Below are 23,412 nucleotides of genomic sequence, written 5' to 3' on the forward strand. Positions count from 1 at the left end.
CCTTTATTAGAGTTGTATTTGTTGAATGTATGAACATTATATGAGTATGTGATAGTAAATTTATTATACAGATTTTAAATTTAAAAATTAGTCTTCTAATTCAATGTTAATTGCTAAAGAACGAATTTCTTTTAATAACACGTTGAAAGATTCAGGCATACCAGGATCCATTACATGATTCCCATCAACAATATTTTTATACATTCTAGTACGTCCATTTACATCATCTGATTTTACTGTTAACATTTCTTGCAGGGTATATGATGCGCCATAAGCTTCTAATGCCCATACTTCCATTTCACCGAAACGTTGGCCACCAAATTGAGCCTTTCCTCCTAATGGTTGTTGCGTTACTAAACTATAAGATCCGGTAGAACGTGCGTGCATCTTATCGTCTACTAAGTGATTTAATTTCAGCATGTACATATAACCCACAGTAACCTTTCTTTCAAATACTTCTCCTGTGCATCCATCAAATAATGTAATTTGACCAGAAGTTGGTAATCCAGATAATTGTAAAAGATCTTTAATTTCCTTTTCTGTAGCCCCGTCAAATACTGGAGTAGCAATAGGTATTCCTTCTTTTAAATTATTAGCTAATTGCAATATTTCTGTATCTGAAAATTTGTTAAGATCAATGTGTTGTCGCAATCCCTTTCCTAAATCATACGCTTCTTGAATAAATTTTCGCAATTGATTTATTTCTTTGTATTTTTGTAACATGAAGTTTATTTTGTCTCCAATACCTTTCGCGGCCATACCAAGATGAGTTTCTAAAATTTGACCAATATTCATTCGAGATGGTACGCCGAGAGGGTTGAGTACGATATCTATTGGTACTCCATTTTGATCATATGGCATATCTTCGATAGGGTTAATTTTTGAAATTACACCTTTATTTCCATGTCGTCCTGCCATTTTATCCCCAGGTTGTATTTGACGTTTCACAGCTAAATATACTTTAACTATTTTTAATATGCCAGGAGCCAATTCATCTCCCTGAGTAATTTTACGATGCTGAATTTCTGTTTTTTTTTCAAACATACGTTTTAAATTAAAATATTGTTTAGTTAATTGAGATAATTGACATTGTTTTTTCGTATCTGATAGTACCAGATTTAACCAAGAATTACGGTTAATTTTAGTCAATTTTTCTTTTTCGACCCCACTTGTAATTAATATATCATAAACTCGATCAAATAATGCTGATTCAAAAATTTGAAATTCTTCGTTTAAATCTTTTTTTACTTGTTTTAATTTAGCAGATTCAATCGTTAATGAACGGTTGTCTTTTTTAACGCCATCTCTAGTAAATATTTGTACATCAATTACAGTACCGCATACTCCATTAGGAACTCGTAAGGATGAATCCTTTACATCAGATGCTTTTTCACCAAAGATAGCACGAAGTAGTTTTTCTTCCGGTGTTAATTGAGTTTCTCCTTTAGGCGTAACTTTTCCAACAAGAATGTCTCCTCCTATTACCTCCGCTCCAATGTAAATAATTCCGGATTCGTCTAGTTTAGATAACGCTGTTTCTCCTATATTTGGAATATCAGCTGTAATTTCTTCAGAGCCTAATTTAGTATCACGGGATACACAAGTTAATTCTTGGATATGTATACTTGTAAACCTATCTTCTTGTACTACACGTTCTGATACTAACATTGAGTCTTCAAAATTGTATCCATTCCAAGGCATAAAGGCAATTCGCATATTCTGCCCTAAAGCTAATTCTCCTAAATCAGTAGATGGCCCGTCTGCTATTACATCTCCACGTTCTACTGATTCTTCTAAAGACACACAAGGTCGTTGATTAATACAAGTATTTTGATTTGATCGAATATATTTTATTAAGTGATAGATATCAATTCCTGATTCTTCATCATGTGTTTCATTCTTATTAACATGTATTACAATACGTGATGCATCGACATATTTAACGATACCACCACGTTTAGCTATTGCGGTAACACCGGAATCTATGGCGACTGCACGTTCCATTCCAGTTCCTACTAACGGTTTTTCACTACATAAGACAGGAACAGCTTGACGTTGCATATTTGCACCCATAAGAGCGCGATTAGCATCATCATGTTCTAAAAAAGGAATTAATGAGGCAGCAACTGATACTATTTGTTGCGTAGAGACATCCATGTAATCAACTTGATCTTTTTTAAAAAGACCAGATTCGCCTTTATTTCTACAGGTTACTAAATCATTAACAAATTCCCCTGTTGAAGATAGGTTTGTATTTGCTTGAGCAATAACAAAATTACTTTCTTCGATTGCAGATAAATAATGAATATCATTACTGACGACACCATTTTGAACTTTACGATATGGAGTTTCTAAAAATCCGTATTCATTAGCTCGAGCGTATACAGATAATGAGTTAATTAGTCCTATATTTGGTCCTTCTGGGGTTTCTATTGGACAGACCCGACCATAATGTGTAGGATGGACATCACGTACTTCAAATCCTGCACGTTCTCTAGTTAAACCTCCTGGCCCTAAGGCAGATATACGACGTTTGTGGGTAATTTCTGATAATGGATTATTTTGATCCATAAATTGAGATAATTGACTAGAAGTAAAAAATTCTCTTACTGCAGCTGAAATTGGTTTAGCATTAATCAAATCTTGAGGGGTTAATGTATCTAAATCACCTAAAGATAATCGTTCTTTTACTGCACGTTCTACTCTAACTAATCCGATTCTAAATTGATTTTCTGCCATCTCGCCTACAGATCGAATACGTCGATTTCCTAAATGATCAATATCATCTATATCTCCTTTACCATTTCTAATATCAATTAATTTTTTAATTACATCAACAATATCGTCTTTTTTTAATATGCCTAAATCTTCTATTTGCGCTCGTTGCAATGAACGATTGAATTTCATTCTACCTACAGCAGATAAATCATAACGTTCTTCTGAGAAAAATAAGTTTTCAAACAAATATTCAGCAGCTTCTTTAGTTGGTGGTTCTCCCGGACGCATTACACGATAAATTTCTATTAATGCATCAAATCTATTGGTGGTTGTATCAATACGCAAGGTTTCAGAAATATAATTACCATAATCGAGATCATTGCTAAATAATGTTTCTATGGACTTATATCCTGATTGAATTAAGTTATGTAATATATCGGTAGATATTTCTGTATTAGCTGAAACAATAAGTGCATTCGTATTTTTATCAATATAGTCTTTAATAACAACTTTACCAATTATATAATCTATGGGTATTTCAATTTTTGAAATATTGTCTTTTTTTAATTGATGAATATGTTTAGCTGCAATACGACGTCCTTTTTTTACATATGTGATACCATTAACAACAATGTCAAAAGATGCTGTTTCGCCCCGTAATCTTTCAGGTATTAGATGCATATATAATGTATTATTTTGAATTTCATATATTACTTTATTAAAGAACATATTTAAAATTTGGTCAGTAGTATAATTTAAAGCACGTAATATTACTGTTACTGGTAACTTTCTTCGCCTATCAATTCGTACAAATAAATTATCTTTTAGATCGAATTCAAAATCTAGCCAAGATCCTCGGTATGGGATAATGCGCGCATTATATAATACTTTTCCGGATGAATGTGTTTTACCTTTATCACTATCGAAAAATACGCCAGGGCTTCTATGTAATTGAGACACAATGACTCGTTCAATTCCATTAATAATAAAAGTACCGTTGTTGGTCATAAGTGGAATTTCACCCATATATACTTCTTGTTCATTGGTATTTTTTATTACGTTATTTAGTCCATCACGTTCGTAAATAATTAGACACAGACATACGCGTAACGGCGCAGAAAAAGTGATACCACGTGTTTGACATTCTTTTACGTCAAATGTAGGTTCTCCTAATCGATATTTAATGTATCTTAGTTCAGCATTACCATTATAGCTTTTAATGGGAAAAACGGATCGAAAAGCTGCTTCTAATCCACATTGCTTCTCTGGATCATGCCTAATAAATTTTTTAAAGGAATTAAGCTGAATAGAAAGAAGATATGGAATATCCAAAACTTGAGGACGTTTTCCAAAATCTTTACGAATACGTTTCTTTTCAGTATAGGAATACACCATAAAGTTCCTCGATTAGTTAATATAGACGATTGTTTTCAAGAAATAAGCTAACCACTATATAAATAATATATAGTAATATAATTTACTGTATATATTTATTTTAGATGTAGACTGATATATACAAATTATTTGTGCGTTTTTGCAGTTGAAATACATAAAATATTGAAACATTATAATTTTATGTTGTTTAAAATTAAACATCGTTTACTTTTAAACAACATAAAATCCTATATAGCCAATAACCAATAATAAATTATCATTGATTTATCTTCACTTAATTTCAACAGTTGCACCTGCTGTTTCCAAAGTTTTTTTTAAAGTTTCAGCATCATCTTTATTTATTGATTCTTTTAAAATTACGGGTGCAGATTCTACTAATTCTTTTGCTTCTTTTAACCCTAGTCCAGTAATACTGCGTACAGTTTTAATTACAGGAATTTTGTTATTTCCAATAGCAGTTAAAAAAACGTTAAATTCAGTTTGTTCTTTTACGACTGGCTCTGATACATCAGGTTTAACAGTGACTAACGGAGCAGCAGATACTCCAAATTTTTCTTCCATCATGGAAGTTAATTTAACTATTTCCATAATAGACATATTGGAAATAGCATCCAAAATTTGTTCTTTTGTGAGAGACATAAAAATTTCCAAAAATATAAAATATTAAAGAGGATTACATAATCAAATTATTATTTATCAAAATAGATATAATATTTTTACTAAATTACAACTTTAGTTTTTGATTAGATAATACGTATAAGACTCGTATTAAATTTCCTATGCTACTTGTTTTTATAATTGTCATTAATCTGGAAATAGCTTCTTCATGGTTGGGTAAATCAGATAATAGATTAATTTTTAATGCGGGAATAAATTTACCCTCAAAAGCCGCACCTTTTATTTTAAAATGCTTATGACTTTTATTAAATTTTACAAAAACACGCGCAGAATCACGAGGTTGGTGTATAGAGAACGCAACAATGTTTTGTCCTATTAAAATATTCTGCAAACATGATAAAGACGTATCTTTTACTACTTTCCGCATTAACGTATTGCGAACAACATGTATGTAGACTTTAAGATCTCGCGCTTCTTTTCGTAACTTAGTTACTTCATTTACAGTAATGCCGTCTAGAGAAGCTACTACTGCTGATAAAGATTTTTTAGCTGTTTCGCGTATCTTATAAATAATTTCTTCTTTTTTTTGTAGGCTTAATGCCATAAAAACAACACCCTGATTTAATTTAATATAAGATTTACTACGCACTAGAACACTAATCTAAACATAAATATATATCTTTTATATATATTTATGTTTAGAGATTGTAGTACTAAAATTTTAAATAAAATATTTTTATAAGGAAACTATTTTTCTTTATAAGATGAAATAAGAAAGAATATTGCCTTAATTCATCGTAATGATAACTGTGTTATCAGATATTATATCGTATGTTTAACATCCATAAAATTATTTTAAATAAAATTATGTAATTTGAATTAAACTAACACATTTAAAATTGTAATCATAAACACAGCAACCTAGTAAAGTTTAGACTAATTTGTAAATCATGTAAAGAATCTATTAATAAAAACACATGAATATCACCACAGTCAATGTGTGATAAACAGAGTATTTTGATCAATAGATATAGATTTACTCATAGTGGTAGAAAGGGTTACTTTTTTAATGTATGTTCCTTTAAAAATCACTGGTTTAGCTTGTTTTAAAGATATTATTAATGCTTCTAAATTTTCCTTGAGTTTTATGATATCAAAATTAATTTTACCAATGGTAGAATGAATAATGCCATTTTTGTCATTTTTATAACGTATCTGTCCTAGTTTAATGTTTTTAACTGATTCTTCTATATTACTAGATATAGTGCCCATTTTAAGATTTGGCATTAAACCTTTAGGCCCTAAAACAGGGCCCAATTTACTTACTATATGCATTACATCAGGAGATGCGATAACCACATCTAGTCGGTATTTTCCTGTTTTTATTTTATCAGATAAATCATGTAATCCAACTAAATCAGCTCCAGCATTTTTAGCCAACAAAATATTATCTCCTTGCGTAAAAACAGCAACGTGAATATCGCGACCAATACCATGTGGCAGAATGACATGACTGCGTATGTTTTGATCAGATTTACGTGCATCAATTCCTAGATTGATAGCGACATCAACACTTTCAATGAATTTAACTTTTGTAATTTTTTTTAATAATTGTAATCCATCTATCGCAGAATATTGTATAGAAGTATCTGCGTAATTTCGAATTATACGCATTCTTTTGCTTAATTTACCCATTTTTTATTAATCTTCCACTTTTAGTCCCATAGAATGAGCTGTACCTATAATAGAACGTGATATTGATTCTATATTAGAACCTGTCATATCAACAGCCTTAATTTTTGCAATTTCATAAATTTGAGTACGTGATACTTTACCAATATTTATTATATTTGGTTTTTCGGACCCAGACTGAATATTTGCAGCTTTTTTTAATAATATCGAAGCAGGAGGGGTTTTAGTAATAAATGAAAAAGAACGATCGGTATAAACAGTAATGATAACAGGAATCGGTAATCCTGTTTCAAGTTTTTCAGTTTTTGCGTTAAATTCTTTGCAAAATTCCATAATATTTACCCCCTGTTGGCCTAAAGCGGGTCCAACAGGGGGACTAGGATTAGCAGCTCCAGCGGAAATTTGTAGTTTAATATAGGCTTGTATCTTTTTTTTAACCATATTAATTATCCTAGCAATAAAATTGACAATGTTTGCTTTTTATTTATATTTCGTTATTATTTAATGACAAATATAAAGTAATAACTGTCTTTATCGTATATACCTAATGTATAATTCTTTCAATATATGATTCTGTACAATTAAGATTTTTCAACTTGAGAAAAATCCAATTCTACCGGGGTAGCTCGTCCAAAGATGGAAACTGATACTTTTAAGCGATTTTTTTCATAATCTACTTCTTCTACTACAGCATTAAAATCAGAAAAAGGGCCATCGCTAACTCGGATAAGTTCTCCAGGTTCAAACAATGTTTTGGGACGGGGTTTATCTCCTATTTGCTGCAGTCGGTGAATAATATCATTAACTTCTTTATCTCCAATAGGAGCAGGCTTATCGCATGTTCCTCCAACGAATCCCATAACACGTGGGACACTTTTTACTAAATGCCAACTAGAATCATTCATTATCATTTGTACTAGTACGTAACCAGGAAAAAATTTACGTTCGCTTTTTCTACGTTGTCCAGCTCGCATTTCTACTACCTCTTCTGTTGGGATCATGATTTCACCAAACATTGCATCCATATTGTATAGTTTAATATACTCACGTAAGGAATGAGCTACACGATTTTCAAACCCAGAAAACGCTTGAATAACATACCAATTTTTTTTTAAAGCATCAGTCATATTATAACCTCAGACTAAATGATATTAGATGCACTAAAATAGTATCTAATCCCCATAATAATAATGATATTACTATAGTTACTCCTATTACAATTAAGGTAGTATTTAATCCGTCTCGGTAAGTAGGCCACACTACTTTTCGTAATTCAATGCGTGAATCATTTCCAAATATAACTATTAGTTTTCCTATTTTAGTAGTTGAGGCAATATATGCAACAGTAGTAATGATAATAAAAATTACCATGCCTCTCGCGAAAACATTGTAATCACGGTATAAGTAGTTTCCAATGATAGACGTTAAGACTAATCCTATAATGCTAATCCATTTGGTTACTTCTAATATATATATATATTTTTTATTTTTATTTTCTATATGCATACTAATAGATTACTACATTTTTATAAATATAACTACATAACAACTGTATTTGTCATATCGCTCAATTAAGATATAATTTTAGATACAATACCAGCCCCTATGGTACGACCGCCTTCTCTGATAGCGAATCGAAGACCATCATTCATAGCTATTGGAGAAATTAAATTAACAGTCATTTTAACGTTATCTCCAGGCATTACCATATCTACTCCTTCTGGTAATTCAATGGTACCAGTGACATCTGTAGTACGAAAATAAAATTGGGGACGATAACCTTTAAAAAATGGCGTGTGTCTTCCTCCTTCATCTTTATTAAGAATATATACTTCTGATTCAAAATAAGAATGAGGCTTGATGTATCCAGGTTTAGATAATACCTGACCACGTTCTACTTCATCACGTTTAGTACCACGTAATAAAATACCAACATTTTCTCCAGCGCGTCCTTCGTCTAATAATTTTCTAAACATTTCTACTCCAGTACATGTGGTTTTTATAGTATTTTTTATACCGACAATTTCCATTTCTTCTCCAACTTTTATAATACCACGTTCAATACGGCCTGTTACGACTGTGCCTCGGCCAGAAATAGAAAATACATCTTCAATAGGTAATAAAAATGGTTGGTCTACAGATCGTTTGGGCTCTGGAATATAATTGTCTAATACATCTGATAATTCTAAAATTTTATTAGACCATATTTTCTCTCCCTCTAATGCTTTTAACGCAGATCCACGAATAATTGGTGTATTTTCTCCTGGAAAATCATATTGGGATAGCAATTCTCGCATTTCCATTTCAACTAATTCTAATAATTCTTCATCATTAACCATATCGCATTTATTCATAAATACAATTATATGAGGCACTCCTACTTGCCTGGCCAATAAAATATGCTCACGAGTTTGTGGCATAGGCCCATCAGTGGCAGCTACTACTAATATTGCTCCATCCATTTGTGCAGCTCCAGTAATCATGTTTTTTACATAATCAGCATGTCCGGGGCAGTCAACATGTGCGTAATGTCGATTTGCAGTATCATATTCAACATGAGAAGTATTTATGGTAATTCCTCGTGCTTTTTCTTCTGGAGCATTGTCAATTTGATCGAAAGCACGTGCACATCCGCCATAATGTTTAGATAAAACAGTAGTTATAGCGGCAGTTAGAGTAGTTTTCCCGTGGTCTACGTGACCAATGGTACCTACGTTAATATGTGGTTTTACGCGTTTAAATTTTTCTTTGGACACCTCTAAACTCCTTAGATCTTTTATAGTTTTTCAAAACGATTAAATCTAAATATTATTTATTATTACTTAGTTTGACGAGAATTGATAATAATTTGAGCTATATTGTTGGGTACTTCGTTATATTTTAAAAATTCCATAGAATAGCAAGCACGTCCTTGAGTTTGTGAGCGTAAACTAGTAGCATAACCAAACATGTCTGATAAAGGAACTTGAGCACAAATTATCTTACCACTAATTGCAGAATTTTCTAAACTACTAATTATACCTCGGCGACGATTTAAATCTGCAATAACATCTCCCATATAATTTTCGGGTGTTTCAATTTCTACATGCATAATAGGCTCTAATAATACGGGATGGGCTTTCATAAATCCTTCTTTAAATGCTATAGATCCTGCTATTTTAAATGCTATTTCTGAAGAATCAACTTCGTGATAAGAACCATCAAAAATAGTCACACAAATGCCTACAATTGGATATCCTGCAAGAATGCCATTGCTTATTTGTTCTTGTACGCCTTTATCTACAGCGGGTATATATTCCTTAGGGATAGCGCCACCTACAATTTTGTTTAAAAATTTATAATTTTCTTCGTCTTTTGTATGCATAGGTTCGATACGCAACCAAACATGGCCAAATTGACCTCTACCTCCTGATTGGCGAATAAATTTACCTTCTTGTATTACACTAGTACGGATGGTTTCGCGGTATGCAACTTGAGGTTTTCCTACATTAGCTTCAACATTAAACTCTCTTCTCATGCGTTCTACAAGAATTTCTAAATGCAATTCACCCATTCCGGCAATAATAGTTTGACCAGAGTCTTTATCGATCCATACACGAAATGACGGATCTTCTTGGGCTAGACGATTTAAAGCTAAACTCATTTTATCTTGATCTGCTTTAGTTTTAGCTTCGACCATTACAGAAATAACTGGTTCTGGAAATTCCATACGTTCAAGGATAATTGGTGAGGATGGGTCACATAAGGTATCTCCAGTATCAACATCTTTTAGACCAATAGCTGCAGCAATATCCCCAGCATGAACAGCTTTAATTTCTTCTCTTTTGTTTGCATGCATTTGTACAATGCGACCGAATCGTTCACGTTTTTCTTTTATAGGGTTTAAAACATTATCTCCAGAACTTACTACACCTGAATATACTCGAAAAAAAGTTAAGTTTCCTACAAATGGATCAGTAGCTATTTTAAATGCTAACGCTGAAAACGGTTCGTTGTCATTAGCATGGCGTTTAGTTTGAGTAGATCCGTCTTTTAATACGCCTGTAATAGATGTTATATCACTTGGAGATGGTAAATATTCTACAACAGCATCTAACATTGCTTGCACTCCTTTATTTTTGAAAGCAGATCCGCATGTTACTAGTATAATTTCATTATTTAATACTCTTCGACGTAATGCTTGTTTAATTTCTTGTTCTGTCAATTGATGTCTGTCTGACAAATATTTGTCCATCAACTCTTCAGATTCTTCAACAGCAGATTCTATTAAATGTTTATGCCATATATTTGATAGTTCTATTAAATTTTCAGGTATTTTGCTATAAATAAAAGTGACTCCTTGATCAGCTTCATTCCAATGAATTGCTTTCATTTTGATTAAATCGATAATTCCAGTAAATTTGTCTTCTGAGCCTACAGCTAATTGAAGAGGTACAGGATTAGCAAACAATCTGGTTTTTAGTTGCTCTACAACTCGTAGATAATCTGCACCTATTCGATCCATTTTATTTATAAACGCAATACGTGGTACTTTATATTTATTTGCTTGACGCCACACAGTTTCAGATTGAGGTTGGACTCCACCTACGGCACAATAAATCATTACTGCACCGTCAAGTATACGCATAGAGCGTTCTACTTCAATGGTAAAATCAACATGTCCAGGAGTATCTATTATATTAATACGGTGCGAGTCGAATTGATTAGCCATACCTGACCAAAAACATGTAGTAGCTGCAGAAGTAATTGTTATTCCTCGTTCTTGTTCTTGTTCCATCCAGTCCATAGTTGCAGAACCAGTATGTACTTCTCCAAGTTTATGATTCACACCTGTATAAAACAAAATTCGTTCAGTTGTAGTAGTTTTTCCGGCGTCAATATGCGCGCTTATTCCAATATTACGATACCGTACAATCGGTGTTACACGAGTCATTAATATCCTCAATAATATTTGTTATTATTTCAACAGTAATGTCTATTATGTTTGAAAAATACTATTTTTAAGCAATTCTAAGTATATTCAAAAGATAAACAAAACTTAATAGTTGAATAATTGTTAAGAGTTTTTAAAAATTAAATGATATCATATTTTATGTGTATTAGTATGATTGAGATGCAATTACCAACGATAATGAGCAAAAGCCTTATTGGATTCTGCGATACGATGTATTTCTTCACGTTTTTTAATAGCGTGTCCTTTGCCTTCTATAGCATCTAAAAATTCATTTGCTAAACGTAACTCCATAGAGTGATCATTTCTTTTACGAGCAGCTTCAATAATCCACCTCATTGCTAAGGTATTTCTACGTATAAGACGAACTTCTACTGGTACTTGATAGGTAGAACCTCCAACACGCCTAGATTTTACTTCTACAATTGGACGTACATTATTTATAGCTATTTCGAATGTTTCTAAACAATCTTTATTAGATCGTTTGAATAGAATATCTAACGCGGAATATACTATTGTTTCTGCAATAGATTTTTTCCCGTTTAACATTAATAGATTGATAAATTTTGCTAATAGATCAGATCCAAATTTTGGATCTGGGAGAATATTTCGTTTTATAACAACGCGACGGCGTGGCATGAATTATAATTCCTCTTTAATTAATTGATATCATGTTTAAATATAAAATTAATTATTATATTAATTACAATTACGGTTAATTAATTGTGTCTTATGTTTGAAATTTAACTTAAATCAGAAATAAAAAATAGAACCGTCATATCTTTTGGTATATTATTATTTTGGTTTTTTTGTTCCATATTTAGAACGACTTTTCTTACGAGAGTTAACTCCTGCGCAGTCAAGAGTTCCACGGATAACATGATATCGGACGCCGGGTAGGTCTTTAACACGTCCACCTCGAATTAAAATTGAAGCATGTTCCTGTAAATTATGGCCTTCTCCTCCAATATAGGAAGTTACTTCTAATCCATTAGTCAAGCGAACACGACATACTTTTCGTAATGCAGAATTTGGTTTTTTTGGGGTAGTAGTGTATACGCGCATACATACACCTCTTTTTTGTGGACAAGATTCTAATGCTGGCACGTTACTTTTAAAAGTTTTTGCAGTTCGCGCCTTACGAACAAGTTGATTAATTGTTGTCATGTTAATATCTCCGATATTTTTATGATCGAAATTATTTTAAATATACGTAACTTAAATATTGATTAACTATAACAATAGCGCGTAATGCTGTTATTTTTAAGTTACTAAGTTAGAACAAAATTATATCATATTTACTAGGATTATTCACTCAGTTTAACATCTAAATATAGAATCATTTAAATATGAAAATGTATAACAATACATTTATTTTTTAATTTGACCATTAAGAAATTAATGTACAATAGTTTTTATTATTTATAATAAGTCAAAGAGAAAATTGTTATCATCAATAGCGATAATAAAGTTTATTTAATTACATGGAATAGTAACAGTACAATATTTGATTCCAATATTATTCTATTTTGGGTTTAAACTAAGTATCTCTTATCGTAGATAAGAGATACTTAGTTGTTTTTTATTTTTATTTATAAATCTTATTATGGCTATTATATGGACAGAAATTAGTAGATTCAATAAATTACAGTTTTGTTAATTTTTATCTGATATATAAAACGAAAATCAGGATAATTTATATAATAGAAGTGTAAACATATATGCGACTTGAAGTACATTATATATTGCAAGTATTATCTTCTCGGTGTCTAGCAGATAATGCCGGTAAGAGCAAGGGAAACAATGGAAATAAACAAAATAAATTTGATAAATAACGATTTCATAGCTTCTTACCTTTTAAAGATAATTTAATTTTAATACGATGATAGTATATTGCATGATTATTAATTTTTTAATACACATAATTTTTAGAGTTATCTTAAAAATTTTACATTAAATGTAATTTTATCAGAAAGGTTTATAAATAATAATAGTAAAAAATAAAATACTTAAAAATAAATATTAATTATTTTAATATAAATAGACGAGATTTAAATTAGAGTAGTGTAATTTAAATTAAATTTAATAATTCTAATTTTGATTTTTTATACAATTTTGTATTTACTATTATTCAAATTTTGAAATATTTTTATTAAAGTATTATGTATTTTATGTATACACAATATTTTATTGAAATTAGTAATTAATATACTTTTTTGTTGCTTAATACTTACGATATTTTTATACATAATATTTATAATTAATTTAATCTTTATAGATTAAATTAATTAGTAAAGACAATTAGTAAGTTTAATATTGAAGATTAGTGTAGTTTAATAGTATATGAATAGATTTTAGAATAAAATATATAAATTTTTTATATGGGACCAATAATTTAAAATAAAATATTATGTTGTGTATCATAAAAGTATAACGTATAAAATTATAATAAATAAAAATTAATTTTATTTTAATTTATAATCAAAAAATATTTAATCTAATTAAGAGTTGTTTTATCTTTTATTAATCACAAACTTTAATAAAAGCAAGATTTTTAACATTTACCAATGTATTCGTCATGCTATGTTAGCATATAAAGACATATGTGGTTGTTGTACGTTGTATGTATTTTTAAAATTATTGCTGTTTACTTTATAATGTGTAGGATTTAATGCGTTTATGCTTTATTGCTCAGAATAGATATAAATTATTCGAACTTAAATTTTTTAATAAAACTAATTATAGAATAAATATTTTATTTTCATGTATAAATAATAACAAAAGCAAAGATATGTTTGTTATTTTGTAACATGTTTTTATTTTATATTATATAAAGAGAGTAGAAGAAAATTTCTATGGTTGTAATAATGAGGTTTTTGTAAAAACTATAAAATTAATTAAAAATTTTTTTATATATAATTATATGTAAAATTACAAACAATTTTTTTAATGGTTGATGATTAATTGTTTTATACAAATTAAATAAGCAATGAAATATCTTTAAAATTATATGATATGTATCAATGTTCGATATATATTTATTTGAAAAAAATAAAATAACCATTTTTAATTTTTTATTTTTAATAAATTTACTTAATTTTTTAATTTAATATTTCATGAAATTAGCCAGGATGCGATGTCCTTGTTCACTTAATATGCTTTCTGGATGAAACTGCACACCTTCTATAGCTAATTTACGATGGCGTATTCCCATAATTTCACTATATTGATTATGATCGGTATGTGTAGTATTATTGCTCCATGCGGTTACTTCTAAGCAATTTGGAACAGTATTTGAATCTATTACTAAGGAATGATATCGTACTACATTTAAAGGTTGTATGATTTTAGTAAATATCCCGCTTTCGTTGTGATGAATTAAAGAAGTTTTACCGTGCATTATTTTTTGTGCAGATTTTAACTTAGCTCCGAAAAATTGGGCTATAGCTTGATGACCAAGGCATACTCCAAGGATAGGTATTTTATTGTGAAAATAATAAATAGCATCCAAAGAAATACCAGCATCATCCGGGGTTCCAGGTCCAGGAGAAATCACTAAACGTTCAGGAGATAACCGTTCAATATCTATAATACTTAAAGCATCGTGTCTTTTGACTTCTACTATACCACCCATTTCTTGAAAGTATTGATAAAGATTCCAAGTGAAGGAATCATAATTATCAATAATAAGAATTTTATTCATTATAAATTTATCATGGTATTTTATTTTTCAATGAATTATATACAAAAATTTTTTATTATTTTATAATCAATGCAATATTCAATAATATTATTAAATATTATGCGTGTTTTGATTATAAATTAAAATAAAATTTTTGTTATTATAAAATAATAACTTTAATAAATGTAAGAATTAATTATTTCTTAATTAATATTGTTGAGTAAATCCCATCGCTTTATGTACCTTTTTTAAGGTAGTATTAGCTTGTTTTTGTGCTTTTTTTGCTCCCATGTGCAATATATAGCGTAATTTATCTTCATTAATACGTTCAGTGTAATAACGATTTTGTAGTTTTATCAACATCGATGATATTGATTGAATAATTTCGTTTTTTAAATAAAAATATGTTTTCTTTTTAAATAGTTTTTCTAAATATTTTATTGGTTGTTCATTTATTCCAGAAAGAATCTCTAGTAAATTAGAAATACCAGGTTTGTTAATAGGATCATATTTAATCGTTGGGGGGTTATCAGTATCAGTAACAGCACGTTTAATTTTTTCTGATACTGTATTAATATCGTCTAAAAGAGTAATAATGTTATTAGAATTATAATCTGATTTGGACATTTTTTTATTTGGCTCTGATAAAGACATGATACGAGAGCCATATGTAGGAATAAATATTTCTGGAATCGCAAAAATTGCGCCATACTTATAATTAAAACGTTTAGCGATATTACGTGTTAATTCTAAATGTTGTTTTTGATCTGATCCTACTGGAACTAAATTAGTTTGATATAATAGAATGTCTGATGCCATTAGTACTGGATAGTTAAATAAACCGATATTAATACTTTCTTTTTGTTGTGCCAATTTTTCTTTGAATTGATTCATACGATGTAGTTCTCCGAAATATGTATGACAATTTAATAACCAGTTTAATTGACTATGTTCTGGAACATGGGACTGAAGAAATATAGTACTATTATTTGGGTCAATCCCACATGCTAAATATAAAGCTAGTGTATCTAATGATGCTTTATTTAACTGATGTAAATTACTGCAATTTGTAGCTGAATGTAAATCTACTATGCAATATATGCATTGGTAATCATGTTGCATTTTTACCCATTGACGTATTGCACCGATGTAGTTTCCAATAGTAAGTTGACCTGATGGTTGAGCTCCACTAAACACAATCGGTTTGTTTATATGACTATTTTCCATAGTTTTTAAAATAAAATAAGCAATATATTATTATTTTAAGATTTGTATTATACAATAATATATTGATGTGGGTTCGTAATCATATGAAAAGTACAATTTTAAAATAAAACTATTCTAGTATATCATAGTATCAAATAATACTTGCCTTAAATAGAGCAACTATTTAATAAATATAATATATTTTTAATTTTTTGTTTAATGCAATATAATTTGATCAATGTTTTTATTATTAATTTGATAGAACAGAGCGAATCATGTGTATGGTGTCGTAGTAATTTGGAGACCCAAAGATAGCTGATCCCATAATGAATGTGTTTGCGCCAGCTTCTAAAATTGAACGTATATTTTTTATATTAATTCCTCCATCCACTGCTAAATTAATATTATAGTTAGAATTTTCTATTAATTTTCGTGTTTGACTTATTTTTTTTAAAATAATAGGGATAAATGATTGTCCGCTAAATCCAGGATTTACTGACATTAATGTAATCATATCAATTTTATGAATTACATATTCTAAACAACTGAGAGTAGTGCTAGGATTAAAAACTAATCCTGCTTTACATCCGTGTTCTTTAATTAATTGCAATGATCGATCAATATGTTTTGTTGTTTCTGGATGAAAACTGATATATGTTGCTCCAACAGAAGCAAAATCTGATATTAGTCCATCTATTGGCTTCGCCATTAGATGGACGTCAATAGGGATACTAATTCCATAATTACGTAATGATTGTAATACCATGGATCCTATGCTTAGATTAGGAACATAATGATTATCCATAACATCAAAATGTAACAAATCTGCGCCGGCGGATATGACATCAGTTATATCTTCTCCTAATTTGGCAAAATTAGCTGATAAAATAGATGGAGCTATTAAAAAGTGTTTCATTGAAATTTCCAATTAAAAATTGCAACGCTATAAATATAAAGTTTCTTTAAATAAAGAAATTTTATATTTATTAATTTATATTTTAAATGAACTAAATAATAATCCAATTCTGTATTGAAGTTATATTGTTATCTTTATGTCAACAATATATTTAAATACTCATGTACTATATAAATAAAATAAAAATTTTTTAATAGAGTTGATATGTTGTCTAATTTTTAGTGTTAGATTGATTTAGTTATAGTTTGAACTTTATTTAATATTGGATTTATACTATAGATCACATCTATAGTAGTCAAAAATGGTCTGATGAAAATATCAAAACGTACAATTATAATCGTATGTTTTGATATTTTCAAGAATAGTTTTAGCTATAAGTGTCTTCGATAGATAGAGATACTAATTTGTGGTTTACGTTAGAAATAGTCTTTACGCATCCTATGGAGACAGGCAAAACTAAATTAAGTTGTCCTGATATTGATTTTTTATCGCGTGTCATGTATCTTAGATAATTATTGGGTGTCATTTCTTTTGGGCCGTGTATAGGCAGACCAGCACGTATTAATAATTGTTTTATACGTTCTGCGGCGCTGTAATTGAGTTGCTTTAAACGTAAAGCAGTATTTGTTGCTATCATGATACCTGCAGCTACAGCTTCACCATGAGACCATTTTTTGTAATTTAAATAAGATTCGATGGCATGACCATAAGTGTGCCCAAGATTAAGTGAACTTCTAATACCTTGATCGTATTCATCAATTGAAACTATAGATGCTTTTAATTCACAACAACGGCGAATACAATACATTAAAGATGATATATTTAAAATTAATAAGTTTTCTAAATTAGATTCCAACCAATTAAAAAAATCAGAATCCAGAGCAACAGCATACTTAATTATTTCAGCTAATCCAGAAGAAAACTCTTTTACAGTTAATGTACTTAAGACATCTAAATTGATAATAACAGCATTAGGTTGATGAAAGGCTCCAATCATATTTTTCCCAAGCACATGGTTGACACCAGTTTTTCCGCCAATAGATGCGTCTACTTGTGCAAGCAATGTTGTTGGGACTTGAATAAAACGTATCCCACGCTGGTATGTTGCAGCTGCAAATCCAGTGATATCTCCAATAACACCACCACCAAGTGCGATAAGTATCGTACTGCGATCGTAATTTTGCGTTAATAATTTAGTGAATATTTTATTCAGTGTTATTAAAGTTTTATTTTGTTCTCCATCTGGTAAAATTAGTTGGTCAGTGACAATACCTGCATGAGTGAGTAAATTACATAATATATTTAAGTAAATTGGCGCTACTCGATCATTGGTGATTAGTACTACTTTATCACCAGCATGTAGCGACCAAAGAGATGAGAAATGATTAAATAATTTATCTGATATGACAACTGGATAGCTTCGTTTATGTAACTTTATGATAATTTTTTCCATAAGAAAATTATGATAACTTTTAATTAATAATAAATGACTAATATATGATTTGGGCGTTATATAGCATTCTGGTTACGAAAACTAATAATTTTACCAACGACAGTTCTGATGTTTTGTTCGTCAGTGGAAATTTTTATATCGGCGATTTCTTCGTATAGCGGGTTTCGTTCTTTAGATAATATTTCTAACAATTCTCGAATATTTCCTGACATTGATGATGATCTTAGCAATGGGCGTCTCTTATCATGTTGTGTTCGAATTAATTGTTTTTCAATAGTTGTTTCTAAATATATTACTAGCCCACGGGTAGCAAGATTATTTCGTGTTATGCTAGATTTAATAGAACCACCTCCAGTAGCTAATATTATTCCCTGTTTTTTTGTTAGTTCATCGATAATTTTTTCTTCACGATCACGGAACCTAATTTCTCCCTCCACATCAAAAACCCAACTAATATTTGCCCCAGTGCGAGTTTCGATTGCTTGATCAGAATCAAAGAATTTCATATTTAGTTGGTTTGCTAATTGACGCCCAATAGTGCTTTTTCCAGCCCCCATAGGTCCAATTAAAAAAATATTATGTTTTTTTAGTATATTGTTATTATATGAAAATAACTTCTTCATCGTATATATTTCATCGCTTTGTATTAATATTCAACTGATCTAGAAGTATACAATATAAAATATGAAGCATTTTATTACCGTATTTTTATAAATATACGTTTGATATATGATAACACGCTATTATTGTAATACAAATTTTTATTCGGGCGCAATGCAGAAACTTATTTCTTATTACAGGGTATAATAAGAAATAATGATCAATGTATAGAGGTATATATCATATGTAAGTATATGTGTTGCGTTTAGTTTTGTGCTGACAGTACTTATATATAGAAAAAGTAAATACTATTTTTGTTTAGTTTTATAAATAAAATACATATATGATTTTAATGCTATTTTTATAAAGATGGCTTTTATTTAAATTAGTAATTATTATATTTAATATATTAAAAATATAACGGATAATCTTAATAATTATGATCGTTGATATCATATTTTATGTATTTTATATAAAAATATGAAAATCAATATTCATTATTAGCCTACATATTATTGCATCTATAAGCTATAGATATATGTGTTTATTGAATTAAATGTATACTAATAATAGTAAAAATTATTTACATGTTGTGTGCGTTGTACTAACTTGGTATATTTATAATCTTAAAATACATTATTCTAATAATTATAGATAATTCTTAAACATTACAACTAAAGTAGTTTTACTGTCAGTAAGATTAGTTTATATAAAAAAAGAGATAGGATATTATCAAATGTTTAATAATTAGAATTTAACAATTAAAATTAATTTCTTTAATTTTTTTGTTGATTATATATTGTGACATAAGTTTCTATTTATTTAGAATTAATTGATTTTTTAGGGAGCAATTTTATAACGTGCGATGTTTGCATGGCGTTTTATGTCAGTAAAAAATCGTAGTTTATAGCCAAATAATAAAATAATCATAAATTTTATATTAATAAACTTAATGATTTGTAAATATTTTAATTTTTTATTGTTTATATTTTAGATTAATTAATAATTAGATAGTGAAAAGATATAATTGTGCTTTATTTCGTGTTGTTTATTTTGATAGATAGTAAATTATTTAAAAATACTGGATATATAAATATATAGTTATTTAAAAATTTTATATAAATTTTCTGTCTTTATATTATTTGGTGTTTTAAAGTAAATTTGTTAATGCAATTTAAAAATTTATTTATATAATTTAAAATTTTTTTAAGTTCTATTAAATATATAGAGTATATTAATTGTATGTTATATATATATAAATGTAAAATTAATTATCAATAATACAAAAAACAATATATATTGAAAATATATAAAAATACATATAGACTTGATTGAAGTGATTTCGTGCTAAAATAAATTTTTTAGCATTATCTATAATGCAATAATTTTGGTGTATGTCATAAAATGATTAATGTAACTTCTGCCGCGCAAGAACATTTTGTTAGAATTTTAAAGAACAAAACCCCAGGGACTCAGATACGAGTATTTGTAGTTGATCCAGGCACTGTTAATGCAGAATGTGGTATTTGTTTTTGTTCACCAGAAGAATTCAAGTCCAGTGATGTTATCATTGAATTTGAATTGTTTTCTATATATGTAGATCGATCGTGTACTTATTTACTTAAAGATGCACGAATCGATATTATAGTTAATGAATTAGGCCATCAGCTTACTATTAAGGCCCCTAATGTTACTAAAAAATATAATGATACAGAAGAAAGTATGAACAGTGATTCGTTAGAGGATCAAGTAAGACATGTATTACAATTTCGAATTAATCCGCAGTTAGAGATGCATGGCGGTAGCGTATCTTTAGTGCATATTACTAAAGATTTGTTAGCTGTTATTAAATTTTATGGCGGATGCAATGGATGCGCGATGGCTAGCTATACTATAAAAGAAGGTATAGAAACTACTCTAAAGAACTTATTTCCAGAATTAAAAGGAGTGCTAGATATTACTCAACATAAACATGATATACATTCTTATTATTAAATATAAGAATTTTATTGTTTCATTTAAAAATATTGGACTACAGTAGCTGTAATATTTATCATGTAATTATGATCCATTTTTTGGGGTTTTTAATATTTATAGTTTGTTGTTTTATGCTTATTTGAGATCATGTTTGCTCTAATCGTAATAGTAGTAGTACTATATAATTTTATACAAGTTTATAATAGTTGCCGTAACATTCTTCTTAATGGTTCAGCCGCCCCCCAAAGTAATTGGTCACCCACGCTAAAAGCTGCAATATGTTTGTTGCTGGTATGCAATTTGCGTAGTCGACCAATTGGTATTTCAAGCGTTCCGGAAACCATTATAGGAGTTAAATTTTCTAGTGATTGTTTCATATCATTTGGAATAACTTTCACCCATTCATTATGGGACTGAATAAGTTCTTCTATTTCTGTAAGACATATATCTTTCTTAAGTTTTAAGACGAATGCTTGACTATGACAACGTAATGATCCAACACGTACACATAAACTATCTACTGTTATACTTTCGGAAGTATTGAGAATTTTATTAGTTTCTGCTTGACCTTTCCATTCTTCTTGAGTTTGACCGTCGCACATATAATTACCAATCCATGGGATAACGTTGCCTACTAAAGGAACTTTAAAACAATCTACTAATAAAGAATCAGTTTTGCTAAATTTAGTAATTGTATGTTCAATATCTAGAATTGTTGCCGTAGAAGAGGTTAAGAAATCAGTTACTGTATTGTACACTTGACCCATTTGTATTAATAGTTCTCTCATGGCTCGCGCTCCGTATCCAGAAGCTGCTTGATAAGTGGACGCAAAAACCCATTCAATTAAATTTTTAGAAAATAATCCACCTAAAGACATTAACATTAAACTTACAGTACAATTTCCACCTATAAATGTTTTGATGCCATTATTTAGACTTTTTTCTATAAATACTTGGTTGACAGGATCTAAGATAATAATTGCATCATCATTCATTCTTAAAGACGAAGCGCTATCAATCCAATATCCCGCCCATCCGGTTTTTCTTAATTTTGGATAAATAATATTACTATATGTGCTACCTTGACATGTAATGATAATATCTAAGGAATTAAGAAGTTCTATATTATAAGCATCTTGTAAAAATAGTTCCTGTTTTCCTTGAATGCTTGGAGCGTATTTTCCTATTTGGGACGTAGAAAGAAACGTTGAGTGAAAATAGCTAAAATCACGTTCTTCTTGCATACGGTTCATTAATACTGAACCTACCATTCCTCTCCAACCAACAAACCCAATATTTTTCATTATTAATCTCTCAATCATTATTAAATGTTGTCATAAAAACATATGTATTGCAAGTATTGTAAGATATTAAACATTTATTAAAATATGCTGTATATTGTAAAAATTATTTGTACAAGTGTGTGTACGATACATTATGAACAATCTGGCATGATGATATGCTTATGATAATATTTATAATTTACTGTATAACAAGCATGATGTATATAAAATATAAATAACTATTAGGAAAATAATAATGAATGAAATGATATCAGCTACAGTTTTGTTATTTTTAATTATGGATCCTATTGGAAATTTACCAATTTTTATGTCGATATTAAAAGGTTTAGAACCAAAACGGCGCCAAATTATAATAATTCGAGAAATGGTGATTGCTTTATTATTAATGTTAGGATTTTTATTTGTTGGAGAACACATTTTAATTTTTCTTAATTTGCATACAGAAACAGTTTCTATTTCTGGCGGTATTGTTTTATTTTTAATTGCCATAAAAATGATATTTCCTTCAGAAGAGGGAAATAGTACGGGTGTTTCAGAGGGAGAAGAACCTTTTTTAGTTCCGCTTGCTATTCCTTTGGTTGCGGGTCCTTCGATTTTAGCAACCTTATTACTACTATCTCACCAATATCCTCAGCAAATTGATTTGTTAATTTTAGCATTGATTATTGCCTGGGGGTTATCCATGTTAATTTTGATGTTATCTAATATATTTTCTCGTTTATTAGGAAGTAAAGGTATCAGTGCTTTGGAGAGATTAATGGGCTTGTTGTTAGTAATGATTTCTACTCAAATGTTGCTTGATGGAATACATAGTTATTTATGTACATGATTATTAAAAATTATTATGTATTATATAAGTAGATTGTAATATTGGTTCTATTTTTAATAGATTATTTCAAA

19 protein-coding genes are annotated in these 23,412 nt (G+C 29.3%); 2 read left to right on the forward strand and 17 right to left on the reverse strand.

Annotated features, from left to right (window positions below; translation table 11 throughout):
* Positions 1-87: 87 nt before the first annotated feature.
* From rpoB to aroK, 16 genes are all read right to left on the reverse strand, one after another.
* The gene (gene rpoB / locus M9408_RS01155; RefSeq protein WP_250257365.1) at positions 88-4,113 is read right to left on the reverse strand and encodes a DNA-directed RNA polymerase subunit beta; all 4,026 of its coding nucleotides are present in this window, start codon (positions 4,111-4,113) and stop codon (positions 88-90) included.
* Between the two features lie 270 nt (positions 4,114-4,383).
* Entirely contained in the window at positions 4,384-4,752 is a 369-nt protein-coding gene (rplL, locus tag M9408_RS01160; protein ID WP_250235983.1) for a 50S ribosomal protein L7/L12, read from the reverse strand.
* Between the two features lie 85 nt (positions 4,753-4,837).
* Positions 4,838-5,335 (reverse strand): 50S ribosomal protein L10, encoded by a 498-nt coding sequence (gene rplJ, locus M9408_RS01165; RefSeq protein ID WP_250235985.1) that lies wholly within the window; start codon positions 5,333-5,335, stop codon positions 4,838-4,840.
* Between the two features lie 389 nt (positions 5,336-5,724).
* Positions 5,725-6,426, reverse strand: coding sequence for a 50S ribosomal protein L1 (gene rplA, locus M9408_RS01170; RefSeq protein WP_250257366.1), 702 nt, complete (start codon positions 6,424-6,426; stop codon positions 5,725-5,727).
* A 6-nt stretch (positions 6,427-6,432) separates the two neighbouring features.
* Positions 6,433-6,864, reverse strand: coding sequence for a 50S ribosomal protein L11 (rplK, locus tag M9408_RS01175; RefSeq protein WP_250257368.1), 432 nt, complete (start codon positions 6,862-6,864; stop codon positions 6,433-6,435).
* A 140-nt stretch (positions 6,865-7,004) separates the two neighbouring features.
* Complete coding sequence (nusG, locus tag M9408_RS01180; RefSeq protein WP_250257370.1) at positions 7,005-7,550, reverse strand: transcription termination/antitermination protein NusG; 546 nt, start codon at positions 7,548-7,550, stop codon at positions 7,005-7,007.
* 1 nt (position 7,551) lies between these two features.
* Positions 7,552-7,929: a preprotein translocase subunit SecE gene (gene secE, locus M9408_RS01185; RefSeq protein ID WP_250257371.1), complete on the reverse strand. Its 378-nt coding sequence runs from the start codon at positions 7,927-7,929 to the stop codon at positions 7,552-7,554.
* A 65-nt stretch (positions 7,930-7,994) separates the two neighbouring features.
* The gene (tuf, locus tag M9408_RS01190; protein WP_250257372.1) at positions 7,995-9,179 is read right to left on the reverse strand and encodes an elongation factor Tu; all 1,185 of its coding nucleotides are present in this window, start codon (positions 9,177-9,179) and stop codon (positions 7,995-7,997) included.
* Positions 9,180-9,241: 62 nt separating this feature from the next.
* Positions 9,242-11,356: an elongation factor G gene (gene fusA, locus M9408_RS01195; protein WP_250257373.1), complete on the reverse strand. Its 2,115-nt coding sequence runs from the start codon at positions 11,354-11,356 to the stop codon at positions 9,242-9,244.
* 186 nt (positions 11,357-11,542) lie between these two features.
* Positions 11,543-12,013 (reverse strand): 30S ribosomal protein S7, encoded by a 471-nt coding sequence (rpsG, locus tag M9408_RS01200; RefSeq protein ID WP_250236006.1) that lies wholly within the window; start codon positions 12,011-12,013, stop codon positions 11,543-11,545.
* A gap of 156 nt (positions 12,014-12,169) precedes the next feature.
* On the reverse strand, positions 12,170-12,541 hold the full coding sequence (rpsL, locus tag M9408_RS01205) for a 30S ribosomal protein S12 (protein WP_250236008.1): 372 nt from the start codon (positions 12,539-12,541) through the stop codon (positions 12,170-12,172).
* Between the two features lie 1,939 nt (positions 12,542-14,480).
* Positions 14,481-15,077, reverse strand: a complete 597-nt coding sequence (locus tag M9408_RS01210) for an anthranilate synthase component II (protein ID WP_250257375.1) — start codon at positions 15,075-15,077, stop codon at positions 14,481-14,483.
* Between the two features lie 186 nt (positions 15,078-15,263).
* Positions 15,264-16,268, reverse strand: a complete 1,005-nt coding sequence (gene trpS / locus M9408_RS01215; protein WP_250257458.1) for a tryptophan--tRNA ligase — start codon at positions 16,266-16,268, stop codon at positions 15,264-15,266.
* A gap of 244 nt (positions 16,269-16,512) precedes the next feature.
* The gene (gene rpe, locus M9408_RS01220; RefSeq protein WP_250257376.1) at positions 16,513-17,178 is read right to left on the reverse strand and encodes a ribulose-phosphate 3-epimerase; all 666 of its coding nucleotides are present in this window, start codon (positions 17,176-17,178) and stop codon (positions 16,513-16,515) included.
* A gap of 367 nt (positions 17,179-17,545) precedes the next feature.
* Complete coding sequence (gene aroB / locus M9408_RS01225) at positions 17,546-18,631, reverse strand: 3-dehydroquinate synthase (protein WP_250257377.1); 1,086 nt, start codon at positions 18,629-18,631, stop codon at positions 17,546-17,548.
* A 56-nt stretch (positions 18,632-18,687) separates the two neighbouring features.
* Positions 18,688-19,224, reverse strand: coding sequence for a shikimate kinase AroK (gene aroK / locus M9408_RS01230; protein WP_250257460.1), 537 nt, complete (start codon positions 19,222-19,224; stop codon positions 18,688-18,690).
* 1,411 nt (positions 19,225-20,635) lie between these two features.
* Between aroK and M9408_RS01235 the strand changes: the two genes are divergently transcribed.
* Entirely contained in the window at positions 20,636-21,226 is a 591-nt protein-coding gene (locus M9408_RS01235) for an NfuA family Fe-S biogenesis protein (RefSeq protein WP_250257378.1), read from the forward strand.
* 179 nt (positions 21,227-21,405) lie between these two features.
* On the opposite strand, the gene asd is transcribed toward M9408_RS01235, so the two are convergent.
* Positions 21,406-22,512 carry an aspartate-semialdehyde dehydrogenase gene (gene asd, locus M9408_RS01240; protein ID WP_250236739.1) on the reverse strand — a complete coding sequence of 369 codons (1,107 nt, stop codon included), beginning with the start codon at positions 22,510-22,512 and terminating at the stop codon, positions 21,406-21,408.
* A gap of 235 nt (positions 22,513-22,747) precedes the next feature.
* Here asd and M9408_RS01245 point away from each other — a divergent pair, with 235 nt between their 5' ends.
* Positions 22,748-23,341: a YhgN family NAAT transporter gene (locus M9408_RS01245; protein ID WP_250257379.1), complete on the forward strand. Its 594-nt coding sequence runs from the start codon at positions 22,748-22,750 to the stop codon at positions 23,339-23,341.
* The last annotated feature ends 71 nt before the right edge of the window (positions 23,342-23,412 follow it).

Source organism: Candidatus Blochmannia vicinus, from assembly GCF_023586525.1.
GTDB lineage: Bacteria > Pseudomonadota > Gammaproteobacteria > Enterobacterales > Enterobacteriaceae > Blochmanniella > Blochmanniella vicinus.

What these genes read in the sequence shown, in the direction of transcription:
- rpoB (WP_250257365.1), bottom strand. Translation starts at nt 4,113, where the DNA reads ATGGTGTATTCCTATACTGAAAAGAAACGTATTCGTAAAGATTTTGGA.
- rplL (WP_250235983.1), bottom strand. Translation starts at nt 4,752, where the DNA reads ATGTCTCTCACAAAAGAACAAATTTTGGATGCTATTTCCAATATGTCT.
- rplJ (WP_250235985.1), bottom strand. Translation starts at nt 5,335, where the DNA reads ATGGCATTAAGCCTACAAAAAAAAGAAGAAATTATTTATAAGATACGC.
- rplA (WP_250257366.1), bottom strand. Translation starts at nt 6,426, where the DNA reads ATGGGTAAATTAAGCAAAAGAATGCGTATAATTCGAAATTACGCAGAT.
- rplK (WP_250257368.1), bottom strand. Translation starts at nt 6,864, where the DNA reads ATGGTTAAAAAAAAGATACAAGCCTATATTAAACTACAAATTTCCGCT.
- nusG (WP_250257370.1), bottom strand. Translation starts at nt 7,550, where the DNA reads ATGACTGATGCTTTAAAAAAAAATTGGTATGTTATTCAAGCGTTTTCT.
- secE (WP_250257371.1), bottom strand. Translation starts at nt 7,929, where the DNA reads ATGCATATAGAAAATAAAAATAAAAAATATATATATATATTAGAAGTA.
- fusA (WP_250257373.1), bottom strand. Translation starts at nt 11,356, where the DNA reads ATGACTCGTGTAACACCGATTGTACGGTATCGTAATATTGGAATAAGC.
- rpsG (WP_250236006.1), bottom strand. Translation starts at nt 12,013, where the DNA reads ATGCCACGCCGTCGCGTTGTTATAAAACGAAATATTCTCCCAGATCCA.
- rpsL (WP_250236008.1), bottom strand. Translation starts at nt 12,541, where the DNA reads ATGACAACAATTAATCAACTTGTTCGTAAGGCGCGAACTGCAAAAACT.
- M9408_RS01210 (WP_250257375.1), bottom strand. Translation starts at nt 15,077, where the DNA reads ATGAATAAAATTCTTATTATTGATAATTATGATTCCTTCACTTGGAAT.
- rpe (WP_250257376.1), bottom strand. Translation starts at nt 17,178, where the DNA reads ATGAAACACTTTTTAATAGCTCCATCTATTTTATCAGCTAATTTTGCC.
- aroB (WP_250257377.1), bottom strand. Translation starts at nt 18,631, where the DNA reads ATGGAAAAAATTATCATAAAGTTACATAAACGAAGCTATCCAGTTGTC.
- M9408_RS01235 (WP_250257378.1), top strand. Translation starts at nt 20,636, where the DNA reads ATGATTAATGTAACTTCTGCCGCGCAAGAACATTTTGTTAGAATTTTA.
- asd (WP_250236739.1), bottom strand. Translation starts at nt 22,512, where the DNA reads ATGAAAAATATTGGGTTTGTTGGTTGGAGAGGAATGGTAGGTTCAGTA.
- M9408_RS01245 (WP_250257379.1), top strand. Translation starts at nt 22,748, where the DNA reads ATGAATGAAATGATATCAGCTACAGTTTTGTTATTTTTAATTATGGAT.